Origin of the sequence: Faecalibacterium sp. Marseille-P9312 (genome assembly GCF_902497445.1) — a bacterium.
Classification (GTDB): domain Bacteria; phylum Bacillota; class Clostridia; order Oscillospirales; family Ruminococcaceae; genus Faecalibacterium; species Faecalibacterium longum.
In genome coordinates, this window is the sequence record NZ_CABVEW010000007.1 from 21346 (window position 1) to 47013 (window position 25668).

The following is a 25668-nucleotide window of genomic DNA, read 5'->3' on the forward strand; positions in this document are numbered from 1 at the left end:
GTATAGCACATTTTCCGACAAAAGTGTGGTAAAAGTGTTGTATATTTCTCATTTTACATATTCCATCGTCCGTGTTCTGTAAAAATTGCGATAAAAGGAGTCTTTCGTATGAATCTTCCCTCCATCCCCAAATCCTTCTTCAACGGCGACTGCTTCGACGCCTACCGCATCCTCGGCGCGCACCCCTGGCAGGGTGACCACGGCGAAGAGGGCTGGCGCTTCGCAGTCTGGGCTCCCGGTGCCACGGCTGTGGAGGTCTGCGGCGGCTTTGACGGCTGGGGCGCAGGCATCCCGCTCCAGAAAGCCGACACCGGCGTGTGGAGCGGCTTTGTCTCCGGGCTGTGCGAGGGGGAGCTCTATAAATACCGCATCCACGGGGCCGACGGCAGCGCGGTCATGCGGGCCGACCCCTACGCTTTCGCGTCCGAAGTCCGCCCCGCCAACGCCAGCCGCCTGACCAGACTGGACTTTTCCTTCGACGACAGCGCATGGATGGAGCGGCGGGATAAATGCCGTAATCTGCCCATGAACATCTACGAATTCCATGCCGGCAGCTGGAAGCATAAGCCCAACTCCACCCAGCCCGACGGCTCGGACGGCTGGTACGATTACGAAGAGCTGGCCCGGGAGCTCATCCCCTGGCTGCTGGAACACCACTTCACCCATGTAGAGCTTCTGCCGCTGGCAGAACACCCCTTCGACGGCAGCTGGGGCTACCAGACCACCGGCTACTTCGCCGTCACCAGCCGGTACGGCACCCCGGCCCAGTTTGCCTCCTTCGTCAACGCCTGCCACCGGATGGGCATCGGCGTCATCATGGACTTTGTCCCCGTCCACTTTGCGGCCAATGCCGACGCACTGGCCAACTTTGACGGCACCCACCTCTACGAATACGACAGCGACGTGGGCCACAGCGAGTGGGGTACCTGCAACTTCAACTACTACCGCCGGGAGGTGTGCAGCTTCCTGAACAGCGCCGCCGCCCTCTGGATGGAGGTCTACCACTGTGACGGCATCCGGATGGACGCCATCTCCCGCGCCCTCTACTGGCAGGGCGACCCCGCCCGGGGCGTCAACGAGGGCGCCGTCACCTTCCTGCGGAACCTCAACCACGGCCTGAACGAGCGCTGGCCCACCGGCGTTTACATGGCCGAAGATTCCACCAACTTCCTCAAAGTCACGGCCCCCACCCGCTACGATGGCATCGGCTTCGACTACAAGTGGGACATGGGCTGGATGCACGATACGCTGGACTACTTCGCCACCCCCTTCGGCCAGCGTCCCGACGCATACGGGAAGATCATTTTCAGTATGCACTATTTCTACAACGAGCTCTACCTGCTGGCGCTGAGCCATGACGAGGTCGTCCACGGCAAAAAGACAGTCATCGACAAGCTCTGGGGCACCTACGAGGAAAAATGCGCCCAGCTGCGCACCCTCTATTTTTATATGTATGCGCACCCGGGCAAAAAGCTCAATTTTATGGGCAACGAGCTGGGGCATTTCCGGGAGTGGGACGAAAAGCGGGAGCTGGACTGGGATCTGCTCAAGTACCCCTTCCACGATGCATTCCAGAAATATTTTGGCGCACTGAGCCGCCTTTACGCCACCCAGCCCGCCCTCTACGCGGGCGAGTATGACCCCCGCTGCTTCGAGTGGGTGGCCAGCGAGAGCCGGGACGAGGGCGTGTACGCATGGCTGCGCAAGGGTGCGGGACAGACCATCCTCTGCGTCATGAACACCCAGAACACTGCCCACAAAAAGTTCCCGCTCTACCTGAGCTTCCCCGCCGGGGCCGAAGAACTTCTGAACACCGAGGCCCCCTGCTGGGGCGGCGCGGACAAGTCGAAGCCCAAAGCCCTCCACACCTCGGACGGCGGCGTCTATGGCCGGGACTACACCCTCACCGTGGACCTGCCCGCCATGGGCAGCCGGATGTTCCGGCTCACCCCCGAAGCCCCCCGCCCCGAGGCTGCACAGGCCAGCGCCCGCCGGGCCGCTGCCGCACGCCGCAAGGCAGCCCGCACCCAGAACGCCAAGGCGGATGCCGCTGCATACAACTCCAAAAAGTAATATTTGTTTTGGAATATCCCGTCTGCTGAAAATGCAGCGGGATATTCTGCGTTCTGGCGCGGTCTGCGGCTGGACAAGCCTTAACGGATTCATTATACTGTTAGATGGAAAGTTGTGTTTTGCATTTTCCGGAAGTTAAATGAAAGGGATCATCCTTCTATGCTATCTGCTGCTGTTCGCCGGATCTCGCCTCTGCAATGGGCGGGGGGCGGTCTGGGCAGCTGTGCGGTGCTGCTGGCTCTTCTGGGGCTGCTTGCACCGGCCAGCGCCTTCTTTTTCCCGCTGCTCAGTCTCTGGGCCAGCGTGGGGCTCTTTGTTCTGGCCCTCTGCGTTCTCCGTGTGGCAGGTACAGAGCTGGACTTCTTCCACAAAGCCGTCGTCTTCGGCATCTGGGCTGTGGCTGTCGTCTATTTTTACTGGACATTATCGAGCCGGAGCTTTGTATACGTCTGGGATTACGCCAACTACCTGCTCAAGCAGTACGACGCCGAAGCCGCCTTTGCCCAGAGTGCAGGCGCGGGCCTTGCGTACATCTTCGGCTCCATGGCCGACGACTACACCAATTTTATCACCCTCTTTACCGAGTTTCCCTTCTGTCTCACCGACCACACCGGCGACGCCTATTCCTTCAGTCAGGTGTTCTGCATCCTGCCGACCCTTCTGGTGTTGCTGGCGGGCCTCGTCGTCAAGGTCGGGCAGATCCTGAATGTGAAGAACCGGAGGTACTATTTCCTCTTCGGGATGACGCTCACGGCGGCTTATCCCTTCCTGCGGATGAGCGCGGTGCTGGCCCAGCCGGACTGGTTCGGACTCATCTTCGCGTTTGCGATCCTTCTGCTGACGCTGGATCTCCGATTCGACAAGCTGGAGCCGGTGCGGTTCGGCCTCATCTTCCTGGCCACTGCCGCCATCATCCTCGCCCGCCGGTGGTTCCTCTACTTTGTGGTGGGCTACTACTTCGCTTACGCGCTGCTGCTCATCGCGGGCTGTGTGCGGTTGGCGAAGGGCGGCGAAAAAAGCGCCGCCCTTGTTCGAATCAAAAACCTCGTCCTCTTCGGCCTTGCGTCCGTCGTGGCGATGGTCATCCTGCTCTGGCCGATGGTGTCCCACATCCTCGCCTACAACTACGCAGGCCGCTACTCCTATTATAACGGCGGCGGTCTGGCCCTCGAGGCGTTCTATCACATCGGCCGGATGGGCCTGTTCAACATTCTCCTCATGGTGCTGGGTCTCGCCTTTGCGGCGAAGCACAGAGCGCCCTCCCTGCCCTGTCTCGCCGGGTGTGAGCTGGTGGTGAGCATCCTGCTCTTCACCCGGGTGCAGAACACCGGCTCGCATCAGTTTCTGCTCTTCCTGCCGGGGTACTTCATCCTCTTTCTGCTGGGTGCCGCCGCGCTGGCCGAGGGCATCACGCGCCGCCGGAACCTCAAGCTGGGGTGCTGGGCCTTTGTGCTGGTGCTGTCCATGTCAGTGCGGTGTTCGCCGCTGACTACGCTGGCCATGCCGGGTTTCGTCATCGAGCATTTCCCGATCCAGATCCCGGCCACCGAGTATTTCATCTCGCTGGACAAGCTCATCTACGACAGGAAGGACATCGGCCAGATCCGGGCCATCGCCGACTGGATCGGCTCCCACTGCGCCGAGGGCGAAGTGAGCTACATGATCCCCCACGATATGCTCTACAACCCCGACCACTTTAAAAACTGCCGCCTGCCGGACGCCCCCATCAACGACAAGCTGGCCTTCGGCTTCTCGGTCCCCGGCACCCACAACTTCCCCACCCAGTTCTTTGAGGCAAAATATGTCATCACCTGCGAGCCATTCCCCCAGACTTACATGGGCAGCGGCGAGATGTCCATCAAACTGAACGACCGTTTTCTGGCGGTGCGGGACCAGTATTTCACCTTTGAAAAAAGCTTTGACATGGGCAACGGCACCACCTTTACCATCTGGAAACGCACCGCCGTCCCCACCCGGGAGGAAGTGGAGTATTATCTGAGCGCCTTTCCTGAGGAAAACGCCCAGTACCCTGAAATGTTCTCTCAGGTGGCCGAAGCCTGGCTCACCGCTCACGGGCTGTGAGCTTGCCCTTTCTGCTGAAAACGTGTATAATTCGATTTGTTGCTATAAAACCCGCAGCGCCGCCCGTCGGCCTGCTTACGTCATAAGGAGTACGCCACTATGGATAAGAAGAATACGCCTGAAGTGAAGCTGGGCCAGTACAAGGGCCTGGCTGTCACCCGTCACGTCCGCCCTGTCACCGACAAGACCGTGGACATCGAGCTTGTCCACCAGACCCGGATGCACGCCGTCTACCACCCCACCACCGAACCTGCCAAGCGCGGCTTCCGCGCCCTGCTGGACTTTGCCGGCTACATGGACGGCAAGGAGATCCCCGACAGCCGGATGGAGAAGGTCATGGTCGTGCTGGGCGACGGTAAGCTGATGCCCGCCGCTGAGCAGGCCATCTACGGCCACCGTGCCGGCGAGGTGTTCCGCTTCGACTTTACTTACCCGCAGGACTTCCGCCTGCCCGAACTGTCCGGCAAGACCGCACAGTTCGAGATCGAGCTCCGCTCTCTGGCCGAGAAGGTCACGCCCGCACCGGATGAGGCTTTCGCTAAGAGTCTGGGCTTCGACTCCCTCGATGCGCTGAAGGCTGACCTTCGCGCCAAAAAGCAGAAGATCCACGAGGAAGGGGCTGACCGCGCCGCCGGAAAGCAGCTTCTGGACATGGCCGGTGCCAACATGACCGTGGACCTGCCCGCCGAAATTCTCGACCGTACCGCCCAGAATGAGATGAAGCTGCTGAAAGAGCGCCTCTCCCGCAGCGGCATCACCCTCGAGCAGCACTGCAAGAACAGCCGCACCACCCCGGAAGCCCTCGAGAAGGACTACCGCGCACAGGCCGAGAGCCGCATCCGCTTCGTGCTGGCCGCCAAGGCCATCGCCGAGGCGGAGAACATCGTCGTCCACCCCGAGGAAGTCAACGCCGAGTACCGCCGCCTGTCCCAGCTGCAGGACACCCCCGAGGCTGAGATCCGGAAAGCCCTGCCCGAAGATACCATCGCCGCCGCGCTGGCCGCAAAGAAGGTGCAGCGCTTCCTGCTGGACAACGCTCAGGTCACCACCGTGACCGATGCCCCCGAAAAGGAGTGATACCGCTATGGGTCTGTTTACCCGTTATGCAATGGACGCCCTGATGAAGACCTCCCACCCCGAGGTCATCCGCCGTCAGTGCTGGAATCTCCACCCCCACCGCACCCCCTGCACGGCCTGCAAAGACATCTGCCCCTACGGCGATGCCATCTTCACCCGCCCCAACCTCGTTAAAGACTGGGACCCCTGCACCGACTGCGGCCTCTGCGTGTCCGCCTGCCGCTCGGGCTGCATCGTCCCTTCGCCGGAGCAGGTACAGCGGGACACCTCGCTGGCTGATACCGACAACGACACCCTCTGGCTGGGCTGCGAGAAGAGCACCCGCAAGAACACTGCCGTCCGCGCCTGCGTGGCCTCCTTCTCGTGGGAAACACTGGCCTATCTGGCTCTGAACAAGAAGCTGGTCCTCGACCTGACCCCCTGCGGTGAGTGCGAGAACGACGTCTGCGCCGCCCAGCTCCGAAAGGAGCTGACCCGTCTGGTGGAGTTCCTCGGTCCCCAGCTCTTCGAGAGCCGGGTCACGCTGGCCTATGAGCAGGACGAAGCGCCCTACCATGTACAGGAGCTGAGCCGCCGGGAGATGTTCTCCCACATGACGGAGGGCTCCCGCGCCGGCACCAAGAAGCTGCTGCAGATGCTGCCCGGCCTGCGCAGCGAGGAGGACAGCGCCGCCGACTTCCGCCTCATGCTCCACCAGCGGACAAAGCAGCTCAAGGCTGCTTCCGAGACGCCGCTGCGCTACGGCTGGTATCTGCCGAACTTCACCCAGAAGTGCTTCGGCTGCGGCAAGTGCGAGAAAGCCTGCCGCTCCGGTGCGCTCAAACTGGAGGACCTGCCCGACGGCCAGACCCGCGTCGTCGTCACGCCCTGGAAGTGCAGCGAGTGCGGCGTCTGCGTCGCGGCCTGCTCCAACAGCGGCATCGACGGCATGAAGCTCCGCCAGCTCACCACCCTCGGCCCGGTGAGCGTCTACAAATGCAGCAAGACCCTCTGCGCCGACTGCGGCAAGCCCATCGCGCCGAACAGCTCCGAGGGCATCTGCTCGGTCTGCCGCATCAAGCGCCGCACCAAGCAGCGTCAGGAGGAGGCCGCAGCCCGCGCCAGGGAGCGGATCGCCGAGCGCGAGGCCCGCAAGGCAGCGGAGGAGGCCGCAAAGGCCGCTGCCGCAGAGCTGGCCGCTGAAAATGCCGCAAATGCTTCCGGTGCCGCCGCAGCCGAAACGGCAGCGGCTCCCGTCTCTGCCGCACCTGCCGCCGCGGCAGCAACAGCTGTTTCTGTTGCAAAAACAGCATCTGCACCCGAAAAGGATTGACGCGGCCGCAAATCAATGCTATACTCAGTTATGACCACACTGTTTGGTGGCCAGGACTGTTACAAAGGAGTAACGGATGGATTTCCGTTGCTCTTTTTTCATAAAAAACGGTCCATCTGTCCGTTGCCGGGAAACAGCGGACACCGCACAACGCGATGCTGTCCTTTGTACAGCAAAAACAAGAAAAGAGGGAATTTATGATGAACACTTCCATCTCCCGCCGTCAGTTCCTGAAGGCCAGCGGCCTGGCAGCCGCCGGTGCCTGCGCAGCCGGCCTGCTGACTGGCTGCGGCGGCTCTTCCTCCGGCAGCGCTTCCGGCGCAGCCTCTTCCGGTTCCGGCTCCAGCTACACCATCCTGTACGACAGCCAGCCCGCTACCCTGAACTACCTGACCACCGGCACTGACCTTGAGATGGTCGTGGGCGCAAACTGCGTGGATACGCTGGTCGAGTACGACAACAAGGGCGTCATGCGCGAAGGCCTGGCCACCAGCTGGGACTGGGATGCCGACACCCTGACCTGGACGTTCCATCTGCGTGAGGAGAACTGGGTGGACTGCAACGGCGAGGTCGTGGCCCCCGTCACCGCACAGGACTTCGTGGACGCTCTGAAGTACGTCCTGACCCCGGACTACGCCGCCTCCAACGTGGGCCTCGTCACCGCTTACATCGCAGGCGCTGACGACTACTACAACTACCACCTCTATCTAAACAACGCCAACACCGGCGTCGTGGACGATGACGGCACCACCTACACCGTGGACGGCAGCGGCGTCGTCACCGTGACTGCCCCCGACTCTGACCCCGCCACCTACGCACCGGTGGACTTCGACGCCGTGGGTGTCACCGCTGTGGATGACCACACCCTGACCTACACCCTGACCTACGACTTCCCGGGCTTCCTGAGCCTGCTGTGCTATCTGCCCTACGAGCCCGCTTACGGCCCGCTGCTGGAAGAGACCGGCGACCAGTTCGCCACCAGCGCAGAGACCACCTACAGCTGCGGTGCCTTCTATCTGGCCGCCTACGAGTCTCTGGAGACCTGGGTCATGAAGAAGAACCCCGAGAACTACGACGCTGACAACGTCTTCATCGACACCATCAGCCGCATCTACAACGCCGAGGCCAGCGTCAACGGCCCCGAGATGATCAAGCGCGGCGAGATCGACGAGGCCACCATCGGCTCCGACATCCTCGACAGCTGGCTGTCCGACGACACCACCAAGGACATGGTGTCCATGGACCGCCCCAACACCAACTACACCTACTTCTATATGTTCAACTTCATGCCCTTCTCCCACGAGTTCTCCAACTGGAGCGTGGAGGGCATGGACGCCGAGTACGAGCCGGAGAACTGGGCCAAGGCCATCAACAACACCAACTTCCGCAAGTCCTTCCTCTACGGCATCAACAACTCGGTCACGCTGGCCGTCAAGGCACCCGAGGGCTACGACAACTACAAGCTGAACACCATCACTCCCCCCAGCTTCTGTGCCAACGCTGACGGCGTGGACTACCTCAAGTGCGGCGACCTGGCCAACATCACCGAGTTCTTCGACGAGGCGAAGGCCAAGGAGTACCGCGACGCTGCCATCCCGGAGCTGACCGCTGCTGGTGTGACCTTCCCCATCAAGGTGCAGATGCCCTATAATCCCTCTTCCACCGACTGGGACAAGCAGTGCCAGGTGTTCAAGCAGCAGCTCGAGGGTGTGCTGAACGACGGTTTCGATTTCATCGACATCATCATCACTGCCGGCCCCTCCGACAGCTTCCTGTCCAGCGTCCGACGCAACGGCAAGTTCGCTTTCCTGCAGTGCAACTGGGGCGCTGACTACTCCGACCCCCAGACCGAGACCGACCCCTTCTATCAGGCCGAGGGCGCACGCGGCAGCCGCTACGCCTTCCTGCGCACCGGCGTCGAGGACGGCTTCATCACCGGCGACACCGCGGACGCCGTCATGAACTACATGAAGGCCATCGAAGAGGCTGTCAAGATCACCGACGACATCAACGCCCGCTACGATGCCTTCGCCAACGCCGAGGCTTCCCTCATCAACAATGCCCTCGTCGTCCCCATGGGCATGAGCATCCCGGCCTACATCGCCACCCGTCTGAACTACTGGGAGGGCCAGTACGCTTCCACCGGCTTCTCCAACAAGCGTCTGAAGGGCATCCACGTCCTCGACCACTACATCTCCATGAGCGAGTACGAGGCCAACCGCGACGCCCGCTAAGACTTTTTGAGTCTGCCCGCTCCAAAGCTCTCCGTTTTCCCACGGGAAAGCGGAGAGCTTTTCGTTTCTGAAGCCTCTTACATGAATTTTTGTAACGAACTTTGCTAAATCACTTTCCAAAAGTGGTTTTTTGTTGTATTCTATTCCTATCCGACATTCATTTTATAAAAGAGAGGGGTGCGCACAGATATGCTCAAATATCTGGCGAAACGCATCGGGCGCTCGATACTGACCCTGTTTATTATCGTCACGCTCGTTTTCTGCCTTTTGCGGCTGATGCCGGTGGAAGGCTATTTTGCTAACTACGAAAAAATGACCGAGGCCCAGATACAGGCCGGCTTACAGTCCATGGGCCTGTTGGACCCGCTGCCGGTGCAGATCGGCCGCTTCTGGGTCAATATGCTCCACGGCGACCTCGGCGTGAGCCACATCTATAAGGTCAACGCCTCCGTCACCGGCATCCTCGCCAAGAAGCTGCCCATCTCCATCCAGATGGGCGTGTACGCCATGCTGCTGAGCCTTGTCATCGGCATCCCGATGGGCCTGTTCATGGGCCGCTTCAAGAGCCGCTGGCCCGATAAGATCGGCACGGCCATCATCGTCCTCATCCAGGCTGTGCCTGCGGCAGTGTATTATCTGTACATCCAGATGTACGGCACCACCGCGCTGAACGTGGGCCTGCTCTTCGACGCCTCCAACTGGAAATACTGGGTGCTGCCCGTCTGCTCCATGAGTCTGGGCAACGTGGCGTTCTACGCCATGTGGCTGCGCCGGTACATGGTGGACGAGAGCAACAAGGACTATGTCCGCCTTGCCCGTGCCAAGGGCGTGAGTGAGAACAACATCGCCCTGCGCCACATCTTCCGCAACGCAATGGTGCCGCTGGTGCAGTATATTCCCTCCGCCTTCCTGAACACTGTGGTCGGCTCCATCTACATCGAGAGCCTCTACAGCATCCCGGGCATGGGCGGCCTGCTGGTCACCTGTGTCCAGCGCCACGACAACACGATGGTGCAGGGCATCGTTCTGCTCTACGCCTGCGTGGGCATCATCGGCCTGATCCTGGGCGACCTGCTCATGGTGCTCATTGACCCCCGCATCAGCTTTGGCAAGAAAGAAGGTGGCCGATAATGCTTTTCCGTATGAAAGATGAAAAAGCACACCAGCTCGAGGCAGAACTGGATAAGTTACAGGCGGACGGCCCCGCCGCATGGGCAAAGCTGCCCGAAGAAGAGCTGTTCACCCCCGCCGGGTTCAGCGAAGAGCGGGCCGAGGCCACGTCCTACTCCAACTACAGCTACTGGGGCAGCACCTTCCGCGCCTTCTTCAAGAACCGCGTGGCCGTGCTGCTGCTCGTCGCCCTCATCGCCGTGGTGGCCTTTGCATTTTTGCAGCCCTGCCTGCCCGGTCAGGCAGACCCCAACCTCTGCGCCGTGGACCCCGCCACCGGCATCCAGTACCGCAACATCGCCCCCGGTGAAAAGGGCTTCATCTGGGGTTCCAACGCCATCGGCCAGGACCTCTGGGCCCGCATCTGGGCCGGCGCCCGCACCAGCCTGACCATCGCCTTCTTCGTGGCCCTCATCGAGGCCGTGGTGGGCATCACGGTGGGTGTGCTCTGGGGCTATGTCCGTCAGCTGGACTTCTTCTTCACCGAGCTGTACAACATCTGCGACAACGTGCCTTCCACCATCATCCTGATCCTTATTTCCTACGTTGCCAGCCCCAGCGTCCAGACGCTGATCCTGGGCATGTCCATCACGGGCTGGATCGCCATGGCGCGTTTTATCCGCAACCAGATCCTCATCATCCGTGACCGTGACTACAACGTGGCATCCCGCTGCATCGGCACCCCCACCTCCCGCATCGTGGTGCGCAACCTGCTGCCCTACCTCGTGTCGGTCATCATGCTCCGCATGGCCCTGACCATCCCCGCCGCCATCGGCAGCGAGGTCTTCATCACCTACATCGGCCTCGGCCTCTCTGTCGAGGTGCCTTCTCTGGGCAACCTCATCAACGATGGCCGCAAGGTCATGATGCAGGCCGGCCTGCGCTATCAGCTGCTCTACCCCACCATCATCCTCAGCTTCGTCACCATCGCGTTCTACCTCATCGGCAACGCTTTCTCTGACGCAGCCGACCCGAAGAATCATCTGCAGTAAGGAGGAACAGGCATGAAAAAGAATGAACTGATCCTCTCTGTGCGGGATCTCAACATCAAATTCAATCTGCGTGGAAAGATCCTCCACGCCATCCGGGGCATCGACCTCGACGTCTACCACGGCGAAGTCCTCGCCATCGTGGGCGAATCCGGCTCGGGCAAAAGCGTGTTCACCAAGTCCTTCATGGGCCTGCTGGACTCCAACGGCTCCATCACTTCCGGCACCATCGACTACTTCGGTGCCGACGACCACCAGCCCATCCGGCTCTCCGAGTTGAAAAAGGAGAAGGACTGGCTGAAAGTCCGCGGCCACGAGATTGCCATGATCATGCAGGACCCCATGACCAGCCTGAACCCTCTGAAGACCATCGGCGACCAGATCATGGAGGCTGTGGAGCTCCATCAGGGCCTCAAGGGCGCTGCCGCCAGGGAGAAGACCCTCGAGTACCTGCGGGATGTCGGCATCGCCGACCCGGAAGTGCGCTTCAAGCAGTATCCCCACGAGTTCTCAGGCGGTATGCGCCAGCGCGTCGTCATCGCCATCGCTGTGGCCTGCAACCCGCAGATCCTGATCTGCGATGAGCCCACGACGGCTCTGGACGTGACCATCCAGGCCCAGATCCTCGAGCTGCTGAAGGAGATGCGGGTCAAATATAACCTCACCATCATCCTCATCACCCATGACCTCGGCGTCGTGGCCAACATCGCCGACCGTGTGGCCGTCATGTATGCCGGCGACATCGTGGAGATCGGCACTTCGGATGAGATCTACTACGACCCCCGCCACCCCTACACCTGGGCGCTGCTGTCCAGTATGCCCCAGATGGGCGTGAAGGGCGAAGACCTGTTCAACATTCAGGGTACGCCCCCGAACCTCTTCACGGAAATTCACGGTGACGCTTTCGCGCCCCGCAACCCGCTGGCACTGAAGATCGACTTCGTCAAGCGTCCCCCTTATTTTGATGTCAGCACGACCCACCGGGCCAAGACCTGGCTTCTCGACCCCCGCGCACCCAAGATAGAACCGCCCGCCGCTGTGCGGATGCTGCAAGAGGAGGGCAAATAACATGGCAGACGAACGCGAAGTTCTGGTCGAGGTAAAAAACCTCGAAGTGACCTACGGCTCCGGCCGCAAGGCTTACAAGGCCGTCAAGAACGCAAACTTCACCATCTATAAGGGCGAGACCTTCGGTCTGGTGGGCGAGTCCGGCTCGGGCAAGACCACCATCGGCCGGGCCATCATGCGCATCCTGCCCACCTCGGGCGGCGAGGTGTTCTATAAGGGCCAGAAGATAAACGGCAAGATCTCCCACGCGCTGGACAAGCAGGTCATCAAGGAAATTCAGATGATATTCCAGGACCCCCAGTCCTCCCTGAACGAGCGCGCCAAGGTGGGCTACATCGTAGGCGAGGGCCTGATGAACGTCCGGCCCGACCTCTCCGCCGCCGAGCGGGACGAAAAAGTCCGTCAGGCGCTGCTGGATGTGGGCCTGCTGCCCGAGTTTGCGTCCCGCTTCCCCCACGAGTTCTCGGGCGGCCAGCGCCAGCGCATCGGCATCGCCCGGGCTCTCATCGTGGAGCCGGAATTCATCATCGCCGACGAGCCCATCTCGGCACTGGATATGTCCATCCGCGCCCAGGTCCTGAACCTTCTGCGCCATATGCAGAAAGAGCGCGGCATCACCTACCTCTTCATCGCCCATGACCTCTCCGTCATGCGCTACATCTCCGACCGCATCGCCGTCATCCACAAGGGCGACATCGTGGAGCTGGCTGACGCCGAAGAACTGGTGACCCACGCCATCCACCCCTATACCCGCAGCCTGCTGTCGGCCATCCCCATGCCCAGCCCCCGCCGCGAGCGGCAGAAAAAGCTGCTGGTCTATGACCCCTCCATGCACGACTACTCTACGGAGGCTCCCCAGTGGCGGGAGCTTCGGCCCCGTCACTGGGTGCTCTGCAGCGCCTCCGAGGCCGAAGACTGGTGCCGGGAATCGTAAACTTTTTCTTGCGTTTTTCTCATTGTTGCCTCTCTGTTTATTGACTTTTGTTCTCTGCTCTACTACAATAACAGGAGTGGCTTTGTAACAAAACGAAACAAAACATTGGCCCCCGCGCGGGTCTACAAACATAAAGGAATGAGAAATTGATGACGACGCAGAATCCTGTTTACGCATCCCAGGCCAAGCCCTGGCTCAAGTATTACGACCAGAAATTCATCGATCAGACCCTGCCTGCCCTCTCGGCCTTTGAGTATGTCTGCCAGCGGAGCAAGAACCACCTGAACGACACGGCTCTGGAATACTACGGCCGCAAGTTCACCTACGCCGACCTCATCGTCAACGTAAAAAAGACTGCCGCCGCCCTGCGGGGCGCCGGGGTGAAAAAGGGCGACATCATCACGGTGGTCAGCATCATGACCCCGGAGATCATCGCCCTGTTCTACGCCGCCGACATGATGGGAGCCACCCTGAACCTTGTGGACCCCCGCTACAGCGTCGAGGGCATCCGTGAGTATATCGAAGAGGTGGATTCCCACCTGCTGGTCTGCCTGAACGTGGTGTACGAGCGCTGCCGTCAGGCCGCAAAGCGCACCAACGTGGAAAAGGTCATCGTCCTCTCTCCGGCCGACTCTCTGCCCCCGGTGATGGCCGTAGGTTACAAGCTGACCACCCCCGACAAGAACAAATATGCTTCCAACGTCATCCGCTGGAAGCAGTTCATCAAGGGCGGCGAGGGCCAGAGCACCGCTGCGGAGCCCTATGACCCAGACCATGCCTGCGTGGTGGTACACACCGGCGGCACCACCGGCTCCCCCAAGGGGGTCATGCTGACGGACGACTGCTTCAACGGCATCGCCCTGCAGTTCCAGGCTTACCCCAAGCTGTTCCACCGGGGGCAGAAGCTGATGAACGTGATGCCCCCCTTTATCGCCTACGGCTTTGCCTGCGGCATCCATCTGCCCCTGGTGCTGGGCTTTACGGTGGTGATCATCCCCAATCTGGACCCGGCCAAGCTGGGCAGTCTGGTGCTGAAGCACAAGCCCGAGCATATGTTCGGCGTGCCCACCCACTACCAGCAGCTGGCCGCAGACCCCAAGCTGCGGGACAAGGACCTTTCTTTCATCATCAACTACGCCGCCGGCGGCGACTCCCTCTCCCGGGGGGCCGAGCAGACCGTCAACGATTTTCTGGCTGCCCACGGGGCCCGGTACCCCATTGCCAAGGGCTACGGCATGACTGAAGTGTCCTCGGCAGCCACGGTGGCCGCCGGGCTGGACAACAAGCCCGGCAGTGTGGGCATCCCCATGGTGAACACCGTGGTGGCGGCCTTTGAGCCGGGCACCGATCAGGAGCTGCCCATCGGCCAGCGGGGCGAGCTGTGCATCTCCGGCCCCTGCCTGATGAAGGGCTACTACAATAAGGCTGACGAGACGGCCATGATCCTTCGCCGCCACCCGGATGGCCGCATCTGGGTCCACACCGGCGACATGGGCTATCTGGACGAGGACGGCTTTGTGTTCCTGGATTCCCGGATCAAGCGGATGATCATCCGCCACGACGGCTTCAAGGTGTTCCCCTCCATGATCGAGAACGTCGTCAGCCGCCACCCCGCTGTGCATCAGTGCTCTGTGGTGGGCTGCGCAGACAAAGACCACACCCAGGGCCGTCTGCCCTTCGTCTACATCGTGCTCAAGGCCGACACCACCGCCAAGAAAAAGCAGGTGATCCGGGAGCTGGAGCGGATGTGCGCCGAGGAGCTGCCCGAATACGTCCAGCCCGTGGCCTACAAGTTTATTTCCAGTATGCCCATGACCCCTGTGGGCAAGGTCGATTACCGTCAGCTCGAAGCTGACATCTCCCCCCGCGACTATTGATTTTCATGAAAGGACTCTTCTGCCATGAACAAGCGTTTTGCAAGTCTGGCGGTCTCTGCCCTGCTGCTCGTCTCCCTGCTCAGCGTCCCCGCGCTGGCCGAGGGGACCGAGGCCGCTGCGGACGCCGCCGGCGATGATCATGTCATCGTCACCCTGAACCCGGAGGCTGCCCTGCAGCCCGAGACTCCGGCGGAGGCCGCGGCTTCTGCCACCGAGACGGCTCAGGCCGACCCGGTCCCTTCTGCGTACGACGCAGCCTCAGCAGCGACCGCTGCTAAAGCCGAGGTCAAGGCTGATGGCACCAAGGACGAGCAGCTCACCTACGTCGCACTGGGCGACAGCATCGTGTCCGGCGTCGGCCTGGCCGATGTCCAGTACAGTGCGCGCTCCGGCTACAGCGTCGATATGGCTCCCAACTTCCATGGCTACTCTCCCGACTGCTATGTCGGCAAGGTGGCTGCAGCTCTCGGCCTCGACCGTGACCACGCCATCAACCTCGGCCTGCCGGCCCTGACGGCTCCCGACCTCGCGGACATGATCCGGTACGGCAAGATGCCCCAGATGAACATGGCGTCCGGCTGCGAGTACAACTACCCTGAGTTCCAGGACTACATCCGCAAGGCCGACGTCGTCTCCGTCCAGATCGGCTCCAACGACGCCTTCGTCCCCTGCATCGTGGCTCTGGGCAACGCCACCAACTGGAAGAGCGAGAAGCTGGCCGCTACCATTCTGGCCGGCGACCTGCGCAATGAAGGTTCCGGCTCCACCATGTCCACCATCTACCGCAGCATCAAGGCGATGGACCTGACCAAGGCCGAGAGGGACGCCACCTGGAATCTGCTCTTCTCCGGCATGAGCAAGATCTGCGACGAGACTTACCCCAAGACCACCGCAGCCCTCATCTCCATCGTGCAGGAGATCCGCAATCTGAATCCGGATGCCCAGATCATCCTCGTGGGCTACACCAACCCTGTGCCGCTCATCCCCTGCTGGCGCAGCTACTTCAACAAGCTGAACAAGTTTGAGAAGCAGATTGCCAAGACTTATAACTTGACTTATGTGGCCATCCCCAACACGGAGACCACCATCGACGTGCATCCCACCATCAAGGGCCACCAGTACATCGCCAACAAGCTCGTGAACGCCATCGAGAACCCGTGATCAACAAATACAGCAAAGCCCCCGTTTCCAGCTGGAAGCGGGGGCTTTTTCCTACGATACGTTATGCGGCCAGAGCCTTTTTGATGTTTTCAAAGACGGTGTCGCTGTCCTCACAGCAGACCATGACCACCTCGCCGGTGGGGACAGTCGCCACGCGGGCGGCAGAAGCGATCTGGTACTGATCTTCGAGGTAATGCTCCATGGACTTCTGCTGGCTCTGGACATAGGCATCCAGCGCATCCACCACGTCCTGCGTCTTGCCCTCGGCGGGCTTGACGATGGCCACGCCGTAGACTCTGACCATCATGCCGGACACTGAGGCGGCGAAGTCGTCGTACATATCGTCCTCGAGGCCCAGCAGAGGCATCATCATGTTGGCCACCTCATCGGAGAGCTGGTCGGCCTCATACTCGGCGCTGTAGCCGTACTGGGCGGTGAACTTGCCGTCCTCGCCTTTGGTGAATATCATCTCATACTCGTTGTCCTCGTCGCTGCGGGCGTCGTGGAGGATCTGGGTGTAATCTTTCTTCGCGGCAGAAGACGCGCTGCCGGAGCTGCCCGACGCGCCGCAGCCCACCAGAGCCAGCAGCATGACGCCGGCCATCAGACAAGCAATGATACGTTTCATATTCAATTTATCCTTTCATTCGCAGGGTGAGGTTTTCGGTGTGCAGTGATAGTATTTGATGTTTTATCCCTGCTATTCGGTAAACGACCCACGGCGGGCGAAAATTGCACCCACAAGTGTAACAGTTCTATGAACGCTTACAGCATCATGGCCTCAAGGTCACCGTGATTGACGGGAGTCGAGAGGATGATCTGGGTGCTGGTGGTACCCAGCTTCTGGAACTGTAAGATAAGGTGTTCCAGCTGGGGCATACTGCCGCAGCTCACCTTGATGAGGAAGGTGTAAGCGCCCGTGACGTGGTAGCACTGCAGCACCTCTTTGCTGTTCTTCATCAGCTCCACCAGCTCGTCCCGCTGGGACGGGGCCACCGAGAGGCTGATGAGAGCATCCACATAGACCCGGTCAGACGGGCGGTTGAGCATCACGGTATAGCCGCTGATGATGCCGTCCGTTTCCAGCTTGTGGATGCGGCTGGAGACAGCGGGACTGGTCAGCGCCACCTTTTCGGCGATCTCCTTCACCGGCATACGGGCGTTCTTTGCGAGGAGGGCGAGAATCTTGCGGTCCAAATCGTCCATAGGAAAAGTACTCCTTTTGAAATATGTTACATTACATAAAATTTTTTGAAAGTAAAGTTTTATTGTTGTGGCAATAGCACAACCTGTGCAAAAATCAGTTTTCGTTTTGCCGTCTTTAATTATATAAAGTTTTGGTCAAAAAGTAAAGTGCTAAATTAAAGCGAAACCAAATTTTTGCATTTGACAAGAAAACAAATTCGGGTATAATACATACTGCAAGGCAGCGTCACTGAAGTTCTGATGTGCCGCCGGGGATCCCGGTGTTCGGGTACGTTATGCTGCCGACTGATCACGCGATTCACCACTTTATATACTTTCCCACCCCTCTATACACAAAAACCCGCTGCCAGGCGGGTTTTTGTGTTTTATTGGTAATTGAACCCCTCAGGCGCTCACGCGCCAGCTCTCCCAAAGGGAGAGCCTTTCTAACTGTATCTTACACGCCAAAGGCCCCCATCCGGTATCTGCCGGATGGGGGCCTTTGGCTGTTTATACTAAAAAGGAAGCGGATCGCCTGATCATTCTTCGGTACGGGTCTTCTTGAGCAGGCTCAGGATGACCGCACCCACGACGCTGCCGACCGCCAGAGCCACACAGTACATCACTGCATGGTCAACCACCGGGAAGACGAAGATGCCGCCGTGAGGGGCGCGGAGAGCGCAGCCGAAGGTCATGGACAGCGCACCGGAGAGGGCTGCGCCGATGACGCAGCTGGGCAGGACGCGCAGCGGGTCAGCCGCAGCGTAAGGGATAGCGCCCTCGGTGACGAAGCAGAGGCCCATGATGTAGTTGACGATGCCGTTGCGGCGCTCGTCGGGAGTCCACTTCTTGGGGCAGAAAGTGGTGGAGAGGGCAATCGCGATCGGGGGAACCATGCCGCCCACCATGACAGCGGCCATGACCTCATAGTTGCCGGAGGCGAGGGCTGCGGTGCCGAAGACGTAAGCCGCCTTGTTGAAGGGGCCGCCCATATCGATGCTCATCATGCCGGCCACGATAGCGCCCAGCAGGACCTTGGAGGTACCGCCCATGGCGTTCAGCCAGTTGGTCATGGCGGTGTTGATCATGCCCATGATGGGGTTGATACCGCACATGACCGCGCCCACGATGAGGATGCCGCCCAGCGGGTAGATGAGCATGGGACGGATGCCGTTCAGGCTGGCGGGGAGCTTTTCGGTGATTTTCTTGAGGAACTCCACCACATAACCGGCCACGAAACCGGCCAGCAGAGCGGCCAGGAAGCCGCCGGAGATGCCGGTGGTCTCACCAGCGGCGATACCGGCGAAGTTGGTGCCGTTCATGGCCAGCACGCCGCCTGCAAAGCCGACGGCCAGACCCGGACGGTCCGCGATGGACATGGCGATGAAGCCCGCCAGGATGGGGAGCATATAGCTGAAGGCCGCAGAGCCCACCGTCTTGAAGAAGGCGGCCAGCGGGGTGTTCATGCCGAAGTTGGAGGGATCGATGCTGTAATCGTCCAGCAGGAAGGCCAGCGCTATCATGATGCCGCCGCCCACCACGAAGGGCAGCATGTGAGAGACGCCGTTCATCAGGTTCTTGTAGAGGCTGCGGCCAAAGCTGTCGGAGGCAGAAGCGTCCTCCGCGGCCTGTGCGCCGCCCTTAGCGTGGAACTCCGGCACCTCGCCGGAGGTTATCTTATGGATGAGCTCTTCGGGCTTATGGATGCCGTCGTCCACGCGGGTGAAGAGGACCGGCTTGCCGTCGAAGCGGGCCGTCTCGATCTTCTTCTCCGCTGCCACGATGATGCCGTCGCAGTTGGCAATTTCATCTTTCGTCAGGATGTTCTTTGCGCCGTCGGAGCCGTTGGTCTCGACTTTGATGGTCACGCCCATCTTGGCACCGGCCTTGTTCAGGGCTTCAGCGGCCATGTAGGTGTGGGCGATGCCGTTGACACAGGCGGTGACGGCCAGCACACGGTAGCCCGCCTGCTCGATCTCCTGGTCGGTGAAGCTCTCGTCGCCGAACTGGGCTTCTTCCTGCGCGTCGATGGCGGCGAGGAAGTCTTCCGGGGTTTTGGCGGTGCGCAGCTTCTCCACGAAGTCCTCGTTCATGAGCATCTGCATCATACGGGCCAGCATATCCACGTGGAGGCTGCCGTTCTTGGGGGCTGCGATGGCAAACAGCAGGTCGGTCTTGCCGTCGTCCTCGGCATTGTACTGCACCGGGGTCTTGAGGCGGAGGGCCGCCAGACTGGGCCGGGTCACGCAGTCGCACTTGGCATGGGGGACGGTGATGCCGTTATCCACATAGGTCGAGCCCTCGTCCTCGCGCTCATACAGGCCCTTTTTGTAGGCTTCCTTGTCTCTGATGCTGCCGTGGGTCGCCTGCAGCTCCACCAGACGGTCGATGATCTGGCTGCGGTCCTGCTGGGCTTCGTCCAGCGCGATGGACTGTGCCGTAAACAATTCCGTGATTCGCATAGTGTGTCTCCTCTCCTTGTTTCCTTCTATCGCTCAAATCGTCGCCAGCAGGGCGTCGATCTTTTCCTTCTTTGCCAGCCCGAGGCTGAACGCGGTGGCACTGCCGCAGGCAGTCCCCAGACGCAGGGCTTCCAGATAGCTGCCGCTGCGCAGGTAGCCTGCCACGAAACCGGCCACCATGCTGTCGCCTGCGCCCACGCTGTTGACCACCTTGCCCTTGGGCGTACCGATGCGGTGGACCTCGCCCTTCTCGTCCAACAGGAGTGCACCGTCACCGGCCATGCTCACCAGTACGTTCCGGGCGCCCTTTTCCTGCAGGGTGCGGGCGGCAGCGGTGATGTCGGCGTCGGTGGTGAGGGTGCGGCCCACGATCTCACCCAGCTCATGATTGTTGGGCTTGATGAGGAAGGGGTGATACTGCAGCACATTCACCAGCAGGTCGCGGGTGGCATCCACCACCGTATGCACGCCGTGGCCTTCCAGACGGGCCAACAGACGCTCGTAGGTGGTCTGGGGCAGGCTGGACGGGATGCTCCCCGCCAGAATGAGGATGTCGCCCTCGGCCAGCTTATCAAGCTGTGCTTCCAGCTGCTCCATGGCGCTCTCGGGGATGTCCGGGCCTGCGCCGTTCAGCTCCGTCTCCTGCCCCGCCTTTATCTTGACGTTGATGCGGGTCATGCCCTGCTCGAGGTGGATAAAATCGGTGGTGATGCCCTGCGCGGCCAGACCCCGCTCGAGCCACGCACCCGTCTCACCAGCCACAAAGCCCAGCGCCGTGTTCCGGCAGCCCAGCTCGGCCAGCACACCGGACACGTTGATGCCCTTGCCGCCCAGCACGCAGTCCTCGCCTTTGGCGCGGTTCACCTCGCCCACTTCCAGCGGTGTGTCCAGCCGCACGACGTAGTCGATGGCCGGGTTGAATGTCACGGTATAGATCATTCTGCTGCCTCCTTTACCAGAGTGAATTGTCTGTATTTCGGATTCGGACAATGATTCGTCAGGATTGCGCCGCCGGACAGCTCGGCGATGACCGCCGGGTAGATGCGGGCGAACTTCGAGTCATCCACGAGGAACCAGGCTTCTCTCGCCCGGCGCACGACCGCGGCCTTGACAGCCGCTTCCTCAGGGTCGGGGGTCGTGAATCCTGCGTCCAGCGCCACGCCGTTTGCCCCCAGGAACGCTTTCGTGAAGTTGTACTGCTGCAGGCTGTGGAGAGCCGCAGCGCCGATGATGGCCTCCGTCTCGGGCCGCAGCAGACCGCCCACCAGAAAGACCTTGCAGCCCTTCTGGGCCAGCAGACGGGCGTGAGCGACGCCGTTGGTGACGTACCGGGCGTCCAGCGCCGGGCCGCTCAGCTCCCGGGTCAGCGCCAGCGTGGTGCTTCCGGCGTCCAGAAAGACGAAATCCTCTGCGGTGATAAGAGCCGCCGCCGCCTTTGCGATGCACTTTTTCTGGACGACGGCCAGCGTTTCCTTCGTGGCCATCGTCGGCTCGTCGGCGAGGAACTGGCTGTCCGGCAGGGTCGCGCCTCCGTGTACCTTGTTCACCTTGCCCATCCTGTCCAGCTCGTTCAAATCGCGGCGGATGGTGGACTCGCTGGCGTCCAGCGCCTCGCAGAGCTCCTGCACCGTCGCGGTGCGCTGCTGGCTCAGCAGCTTCATGATGCGGGAAAGCCGCTCCTCTGCCAACATCTTCATCCCTCCCGTTGCACGTTTTTGCTTGTGTTTGAATCGTTTTGACTATTTCCGTCTGTATTATAGCAAATATCCCGTCAAAATCAATCACTTTCCGTCAGTCTACCTGCCAAAATATTTCCGTCAAAATCATGCATTCTGCACAAGAAGTGGGATACAACCCATAAAAGAGCACAAAAAATCCGCCCCGGAGCGGTCAGCTTCGGGGCGGATGACGGTTTTGTGGGTTGATTTGACCGTTTTTGACGGTTTTGTCGGAAATGATTTTCCCTTCCGGGTCGGATGCGATTTAGGCGTCCGAACGGGCGTAAGCGTTCTTCATGCCGCTGCTCAGCTCGAAGAGAACCTTATCCAGCGTATCGGAAGCCCGCTTCTTCAACTCGGCAGCGATGGCGGTATTGGCCTCCTCCCGCAGGGCGGCGCGCTGGCTTTCCTCGGCCGAAGCGATGTTCTTATCATACTGGTTCAGCAGAGCGCGGCTGGCGGAGAGGACACCCTCCTCGTACCGCTCCACATGGATGAGGCTCTTGGCGTAGGAGGCGTCGGCCATGGCGGCGATCATCCGGCTCACCCAGTAGAAGCTGTCGGTGGAGACTTCACCGGTGGTGCAGGCCAGATAGGCCGGGGTGCGCTCGACGTTGGCGTAGAACGGCACCATGGTATTGAAGGCATTGGAGGCGTAGGCGATCCACTCCACAGCACGGATGTCTTCCGGCACGTCAGGCCGCATCTGAATGAGGGCCATGAAGTCGTTGCGGTTGATGCCGATGGAGCGGTAAGCTCCCTTCATGCTCTTGTCGCCGTAGCTGGCGTAGGGGTCGAAGGGAGTCCCCTGATAGTGGGAGGACAGCAGATACTTCACATCCTCCGGGGTCAGCTTCCGCTCCGGCACCATGCACCAGGGCAGGTCGTCCGAGCGGGGGCCGTAGTCGGCGGCAGGGCCGTCCCAGACCCAGGTGTTGGGGTTGAGGTGGCGGAGCATGAACCATGCGCGGGGAGTGTTGTAAACGTGGTCGGCGTCGTCGTGGCTGCCGAAGGCGTCGCGCGGGTTCAGACGGCCATCCAGCGAGAGGTCGAGGTGATTGTCCCGGATGAACTCCCTCAGGTCGGCAGAGCAGAGATAATTCTCCTGTGCGCCGAAAGCGTCGTCGAGGTCGAAGGCGTCGATGCCCAGCTGGTTCGGCATGACCACATAGGAGTCATCCGGCACACGGCGGGCCATCCAGTGGTGGCCGCCGATGGTCTCCAGCCACCAGATCTCGTCCACATCCTGGAAAGCGATGCCGTTCATCTCATAGGTGCCGTACTCTTCCAGCAGCTTGCCCAGACGGAGCACGCCCTCGCGGGCAGAGTGGATGTAGGGCAGGACGAGGTAAACAATATCTTCCTCGCCGATGCCGCCGGGAACTTCCGGCTGGCCGTCCCCGGCGGGCTGATAGACCACCAGCGGGTCTGCGCCCAGAACGCGGGGGTTGGAGGTGATCGTCTCGGTGGCGGTCATGCCGACGTTGGCGGCGTTGACGCCCGAAGCAGCCCAGACGCCCTTCCCCTCCACGGCGTTGGGCATGGCGGTCATCCGCAGGGCATTGCCCGGCAGGGGAACTTCTACATGAGAGATGACCGACTTGTAAACAGCCGGGTGCTCCTCCGGCTGAACGACAACGAACTTTTTCGCGGTGAAGTGGCCGGAGCCGGAATCGTCGTTCCGGGCGATCATGGTAGAGCCGTCATACGAGGCTTTTTTGCCGACAAGGATGGTAGTACAAGCCATAGCTGTTATCCTCCAAAATTTTACATCTTGTATGTATAGTGCTTATTTATACAGTTTCGCAGGCGCGTTTGTTCTGCAAAACCCATTGTATCGCGTTTGGCCTCCGGGCGCAAGCCCTTACATTTCGCCAATGTAGGCAAAGCGCGGCTGACGCTTGCCGTCCCGCTCCACCTCTTCGGCCCACATAGCCGCCGGGCGCACCCAGAGCCCGCCCTCGCCGTACAGGGGACGGTAGACCACCATCTCCTCTTCGGTCTCGCTGTGGCGGGCCATCCCGATGACCTGATATTCGTTGCCCTTGAAGTGCCGGTAGCGGCCCGGCTTGATGTCGTATTGGAACTGGTACATAAAAACTCCTTACAAAAAGCCCGGCCGCAGATTGGTCTGCGCCGGACTTTTCCACTTGCTTCACCCCTGCGGGTGGAAATATTCGTAAATGGTCTGGGCCATCTGCCGTCCGACGCCGGGGGTGTTCTCCAGCTGGTCAGGGGTGGCCTCTTTGACGGCACCCACGCTCTTGAACTGTGCCATCAGGGCCTTGGCCGTCTTGGGGCCGACGCCCGGCACCTCGGTGAGGGTGGACGAATAGCTCTTCTGCTTCATCTGCTGCTTGCGGTAGGCGTTGGCAAAGCGGTGCGTCTCGTCCTGAATGGCCGTGACAAAGGTGAACGTCCCGCGGTTCATGTTGATGGCGATCTCCCGGCCTTCGCTGTCCACGATGGCGCGGGTGCGGTGGTGGTCGTCCTTCACCATGCCGTAGAGGGGTACATCGGCCAGTGCCGTCCCGGCCAGTGCGGCCTTCGCGGCGCTCACCTGTCCCCTGCCGCCGTCCATCAGCAGCAGGTCAGGCTTCTGGCCGAAGTAGTTGCTGCTCGGCTCGCCGTTTGCGGCCATTTCGGAATACTTTTCGTATTCAGCCGCACGGCGGGAGACGGTCTCCGCCAGCGAGGCGTAGTCGTCGGTCCCGGCGACGGTCTTCATCTTGAACTTCCGGTAGCCCGCCTTGTAGGGCTTGCCGTCCCGGAACGTCACCATGCCGCAGACGCTGGTGCCGTCGCCCCAGTTGGAAATATCATAGCTCTCGATGGTGCGGGGGGGCTTGGGCAGGCCCAGCACCTGCGCCAGCTCATCCAGAAGCTTTTCCTCCCGGGCATAGCGGCCGCTCTCGCGGGCCAGCCGCTCGACGGCGTTGGTGTGGGCCATCTCGACGAGGTGCGCCTTATCGCCCCGCTGAGGGACATAGAGCTGCACCTCACTGCCCCGCTTCTCGTTGAGGGCCTGCTGCAAGGCGTCCACATCCGGCGGCAGCTCGTCCACGGCGATGATTTTCGGGATCTGTTCATCGTCGAGGTAGTACCGGGGCAGAAATTCCTCCCGCACCGCCGCGATGTCGGCGGTATCGTGGAAGAGAAACTCCCGCTTGTCGGTCAGCCGCCCCTCCCGGAAGCGGAGAACAGCCGCGCAGACGCTGCCGGGCGTACCCGCCAGCGCTACCACGTCCATCTCCACGTCGGGGTCAACCACGACCTTCTGCCCTGCCGTCACCTTGGTGATGGCGGCGATCTGGTCGCGGATGAGGGCCGCTGTCTCAAATTCCAGCCGGTCAGAGGCTTCCAGCATCCGCTCGTTGAGGGTTTTCAGAATATCCTTTTTGCCGTAGCGGATGAGATGGACAGCGCTTTTGACGGCCTGCTCGTAGTTTTCACGGCTTATCTTGCCGCTGCACACCGCCATGCACTTGCCGATGTGGGCGTTCAGGCAGGGACGGCCCCGGCCAATTTCCTGCGGGAACCGCCGGCTGCACCGGGGCAGCAGAAAAGCATCCATCGCCGTCTCGGCCATCTGACGGGCCGCAAAGCTCGAGGTATAAGGGCCGATATACTCCGCGCCGTCATCCTCTTTTTGCAGCGTGAACGACAGCCGCGGCCACTCGTCCTTTGTCACCTTGATATAGCTGTAGCCTTTATCGTCCTTGAGCAGGATGTTGTACTTCGGGGTGTGGGCTTTGATCTGGCTCGCCTCCAGCACCAGCGCCTCGAACTCGCTCTGGCAGACGATGACGTCGAACGCGTAGGCGTGGGCGATCATCTGGCTGACCTTGTTGTCGTGAGGCACACCCTCCCGGAAATACTGGCTCACCCGGATGCGCAGACGCTTGGCCTTGCCGATATAGATGATGGTGCCGCTTTTGTCCCGGATGATATAGACGCCCGGCAGAAGCGGCAGCATACAGGCCTTTTGGTAAAGTTCCGCCTTGGTCATCCGATGTTATGCCGGCCTTTCTGCATCCTCTCGGTCTTGGCAATATTCGACGCCGCCAGCGCCAGACCGCACACGTCGAGGGCCACGCTCCACCACCTGGGCTTCCGCTCCGAGGTGAGCAGAAGGGTGATATTGACGATGAGCGTCACCAGATAGACGCCAAAAAAGCAGTACCACGGCTTGCCGGAATCACAGAACTCGCCAAACTTGAACAGTGCTTCTTTCGTCGAATCTTTCATGAGGCTGCCTCCTTTATTCTGATGCATCATACCAAAAAAAGCGGCAAGGATGACCCCCGCCGCTCATACACGAAATGG

Annotated in this window: 20 protein-coding genes; 11 read left to right on the top strand and 9 right to left on the bottom strand. The window is 60.8% G+C overall.

All coding sequences use genetic code 11. From position 1 onward, the window contains the following. Positions 1 to 108: 108 nt before the first annotated feature. The 11 genes from glgB (at position 109) to F3G95_RS06915 (ending at position 15977) form a co-directional block, all read left to right on the top strand. Positions 109 to 2073 carry a 1,4-alpha-glucan branching protein GlgB gene (gene glgB, locus F3G95_RS06865; RefSeq protein ID WP_149794364.1) on the top strand — a complete coding sequence of 655 codons (1965 nt, stop codon included), beginning with the start codon at positions 109 to 111 and terminating at the stop codon, positions 2071 to 2073. 159 nt (positions 2074 to 2232) lie between these two features. After that, the gene (locus tag F3G95_RS06870; protein ID WP_149794365.1) at positions 2233 to 4155 is read left to right on the top strand and encodes a hypothetical protein; all 1923 of its coding nucleotides are present in this window, start codon (positions 2233 to 2235) and stop codon (positions 4153 to 4155) included. A 99-nt stretch (positions 4156 to 4254) separates the two neighbouring features. Continuing rightward, complete coding sequence (gene tig, locus F3G95_RS06875; RefSeq protein WP_149794366.1) at positions 4255 to 5232, top strand: trigger factor; 978 nt, start codon at positions 4255 to 4257, stop codon at positions 5230 to 5232. Between the two features lie 7 nt (positions 5233 to 5239). Further along, positions 5240 to 6544 carry a 4Fe-4S dicluster domain-containing protein gene (locus F3G95_RS14050; protein ID WP_149794367.1) on the top strand — a complete coding sequence of 435 codons (1305 nt, stop codon included), beginning with the start codon at positions 5240 to 5242 and terminating at the stop codon, positions 6542 to 6544. Positions 6545 to 6741: 197 nt separating this feature from the next. Then, positions 6742 to 8778 carry an ABC transporter substrate-binding protein gene (locus F3G95_RS06885; RefSeq protein ID WP_242699569.1) on the top strand — a complete coding sequence of 679 codons (2037 nt, stop codon included), beginning with the start codon at positions 6742 to 6744 and terminating at the stop codon, positions 8776 to 8778. Between the two features lie 189 nt (positions 8779 to 8967). Further along, the gene (locus F3G95_RS06890) at positions 8968 to 9909 is read left to right on the top strand and encodes an ABC transporter permease (protein WP_149794368.1); all 942 of its coding nucleotides are present in this window, start codon (positions 8968 to 8970) and stop codon (positions 9907 to 9909) included. Further along, a complete protein-coding gene (locus tag F3G95_RS06895; RefSeq protein ID WP_015565602.1) occupies positions 9909 to 10940 on the top strand; it encodes an ABC transporter permease in 1032 nt (343 codons plus the stop codon). Before F3G95_RS06890 ends, F3G95_RS06895 begins: the two co-directional genes overlap by 1 nt. Positions 10941 to 10952: 12 nt before the next feature. Further along, the gene (locus F3G95_RS06900; protein WP_149794369.1) at positions 10953 to 12005 is read left to right on the top strand and encodes an ABC transporter ATP-binding protein; all 1053 of its coding nucleotides are present in this window, start codon (positions 10953 to 10955) and stop codon (positions 12003 to 12005) included. Position 12006: 1 nt separating this feature from the next. Next, positions 12007 to 12939 (top strand): ATP-binding cassette domain-containing protein, encoded by a 933-nt coding sequence (locus F3G95_RS06905; protein ID WP_149794370.1) that lies wholly within the window; start codon positions 12007 to 12009, stop codon positions 12937 to 12939. 149 nt (positions 12940 to 13088) lie between these two features. Beyond that, positions 13089 to 14816 carry a class I adenylate-forming enzyme family protein gene (locus F3G95_RS06910; protein ID WP_149794371.1) on the top strand — a complete coding sequence of 576 codons (1728 nt, stop codon included), beginning with the start codon at positions 13089 to 13091 and terminating at the stop codon, positions 14814 to 14816. A 24-nt stretch (positions 14817 to 14840) separates the two neighbouring features. Further along, positions 14841 to 15977, top strand: a complete 1137-nt coding sequence (locus F3G95_RS06915; RefSeq protein ID WP_149794372.1) for a GDSL-type esterase/lipase family protein — start codon at positions 14841 to 14843, stop codon at positions 15975 to 15977. 61 nt (positions 15978 to 16038) lie between these two features. Here the strand turns inward: F3G95_RS06915 and F3G95_RS06920 are convergent, their stop codons facing one another. From F3G95_RS06920 to F3G95_RS06960, 9 genes are all read right to left on the bottom strand, one after another. Beyond that, positions 16039 to 16605, bottom strand: a complete 567-nt coding sequence (locus F3G95_RS06920; protein ID WP_149794373.1) for a DUF4358 domain-containing protein — start codon at positions 16603 to 16605, stop codon at positions 16039 to 16041. 137 nt (positions 16606 to 16742) lie between these two features. After that, on the bottom strand, positions 16743 to 17183 hold the full coding sequence (locus F3G95_RS06925; RefSeq protein WP_015565596.1) for an Lrp/AsnC family transcriptional regulator: 441 nt from the start codon (positions 17181 to 17183) through the stop codon (positions 16743 to 16745). A 518-nt stretch (positions 17184 to 17701) separates the two neighbouring features. Further along, a complete protein-coding gene (locus F3G95_RS06930; protein WP_149794374.1) occupies positions 17702 to 19624 on the bottom strand; it encodes a fructose-specific PTS transporter subunit EIIC in 1923 nt (640 codons plus the stop codon). Between the two features lie 33 nt (positions 19625 to 19657). Next, on the bottom strand, positions 19658 to 20563 hold the full coding sequence (gene pfkB / locus F3G95_RS06935) for a 1-phosphofructokinase (RefSeq protein ID WP_149794375.1): 906 nt from the start codon (positions 20561 to 20563) through the stop codon (positions 19658 to 19660). Beyond that, positions 20560 to 21321 carry a DeoR/GlpR family DNA-binding transcription regulator gene (locus F3G95_RS06940; RefSeq protein WP_243130309.1) on the bottom strand — a complete coding sequence of 254 codons (762 nt, stop codon included), beginning with the start codon at positions 21319 to 21321 and terminating at the stop codon, positions 20560 to 20562. The genes pfkB and F3G95_RS06940 overlap by 4 nt, the downstream gene beginning before the upstream one ends. A gap of 286 nt (positions 21322 to 21607) precedes the next feature. Continuing rightward, on the bottom strand, positions 21608 to 23089 hold the full coding sequence (locus F3G95_RS06945; protein ID WP_149794376.1) for a C69 family dipeptidase: 1482 nt from the start codon (positions 23087 to 23089) through the stop codon (positions 21608 to 21610). A 117-nt stretch (positions 23090 to 23206) separates the two neighbouring features. Next, positions 23207 to 23437 carry a DUF1653 domain-containing protein gene (locus tag F3G95_RS06950; RefSeq protein ID WP_015565591.1) on the bottom strand — a complete coding sequence of 77 codons (231 nt, stop codon included), beginning with the start codon at positions 23435 to 23437 and terminating at the stop codon, positions 23207 to 23209. 60 nt (positions 23438 to 23497) lie between these two features. Continuing rightward, positions 23498 to 25351: an excinuclease ABC subunit UvrC gene (uvrC, locus tag F3G95_RS06955; protein WP_149794377.1), complete on the bottom strand. Its 1854-nt coding sequence runs from the start codon at positions 25349 to 25351 to the stop codon at positions 23498 to 23500. Then, positions 25348 to 25590, bottom strand: a complete 243-nt coding sequence (locus F3G95_RS06960; RefSeq protein WP_149794378.1) for a hypothetical protein — start codon at positions 25588 to 25590, stop codon at positions 25348 to 25350. The genes uvrC and F3G95_RS06960 overlap by 4 nt, the downstream gene beginning before the upstream one ends. Positions 25591 to 25668 lie beyond the last annotated feature (78 nt).

Coding starts and splice junctions, on each gene's coding strand:
- F3G95_RS06900 (WP_149794369.1), top strand. CDS start 10,953: ATGAAAAAGAATGAACTGATCCTCTCTGTGCGGGATCTCAACATCAAA.
- glgB (WP_149794364.1), top strand. CDS start 109: ATGAATCTTCCCTCCATCCCCAAATCCTTCTTCAACGGCGACTGCTTC.
- F3G95_RS06930 (WP_149794374.1), bottom strand. CDS start 19,624: ATGCGAATCACGGAATTGTTTACGGCACAGTCCATCGCGCTGGACGAA.
- pfkB (WP_149794375.1), bottom strand. CDS start 20,563: ATGATCTATACCGTGACATTCAACCCGGCCATCGACTACGTCGTGCGG.
- F3G95_RS06870 (WP_149794365.1), top strand. CDS start 2,233: ATGCTATCTGCTGCTGTTCGCCGGATCTCGCCTCTGCAATGGGCGGGG.
- F3G95_RS06910 (WP_149794371.1), top strand. CDS start 13,089: ATGACGACGCAGAATCCTGTTTACGCATCCCAGGCCAAGCCCTGGCTC.
- F3G95_RS06945 (WP_149794376.1), bottom strand. CDS start 23,089: ATGGCTTGTACTACCATCCTTGTCGGCAAAAAAGCCTCGTATGACGGC.
- F3G95_RS06950 (WP_015565591.1), bottom strand. CDS start 23,437: ATGTACCAGTTCCAATACGACATCAAGCCGGGCCGCTACCGGCACTTC.
- F3G95_RS06895 (WP_015565602.1), top strand. CDS start 9,909: ATGCTTTTCCGTATGAAAGATGAAAAAGCACACCAGCTCGAGGCAGAA.
- F3G95_RS06885 (WP_242699569.1), top strand. CDS start 6,742: ATGATGAACACTTCCATCTCCCGCCGTCAGTTCCTGAAGGCCAGCGGC.
- F3G95_RS06920 (WP_149794373.1), bottom strand. CDS start 16,605: ATGAAACGTATCATTGCTTGTCTGATGGCCGGCGTCATGCTGCTGGCT.
- tig (WP_149794366.1), top strand. CDS start 4,255: ATGGATAAGAAGAATACGCCTGAAGTGAAGCTGGGCCAGTACAAGGGC.
- F3G95_RS06925 (WP_015565596.1), bottom strand. CDS start 17,183: ATGGACGATTTGGACCGCAAGATTCTCGCCCTCCTCGCAAAGAACGCC.
- F3G95_RS06905 (WP_149794370.1), top strand. CDS start 12,007: ATGGCAGACGAACGCGAAGTTCTGGTCGAGGTAAAAAACCTCGAAGTG.
- F3G95_RS14050 (WP_149794367.1), top strand. CDS start 5,240: ATGGGTCTGTTTACCCGTTATGCAATGGACGCCCTGATGAAGACCTCC.
- F3G95_RS06940 (WP_243130309.1), bottom strand. CDS start 21,321: ATGAAGATGTTGGCAGAGGAGCGGCTTTCCCGCATCATGAAGCTGCTG.
- F3G95_RS06915 (WP_149794372.1), top strand. CDS start 14,841: ATGAACAAGCGTTTTGCAAGTCTGGCGGTCTCTGCCCTGCTGCTCGTC.
- F3G95_RS06960 (WP_149794378.1), bottom strand. CDS start 25,590: ATGAAAGATTCGACGAAAGAAGCACTGTTCAAGTTTGGCGAGTTCTGT.
- F3G95_RS06890 (WP_149794368.1), top strand. CDS start 8,968: ATGCTCAAATATCTGGCGAAACGCATCGGGCGCTCGATACTGACCCTG.
- uvrC (WP_149794377.1), bottom strand. CDS start 25,351: ATGACCAAGGCGGAACTTTACCAAAAGGCCTGTATGCTGCCGCTTCTG.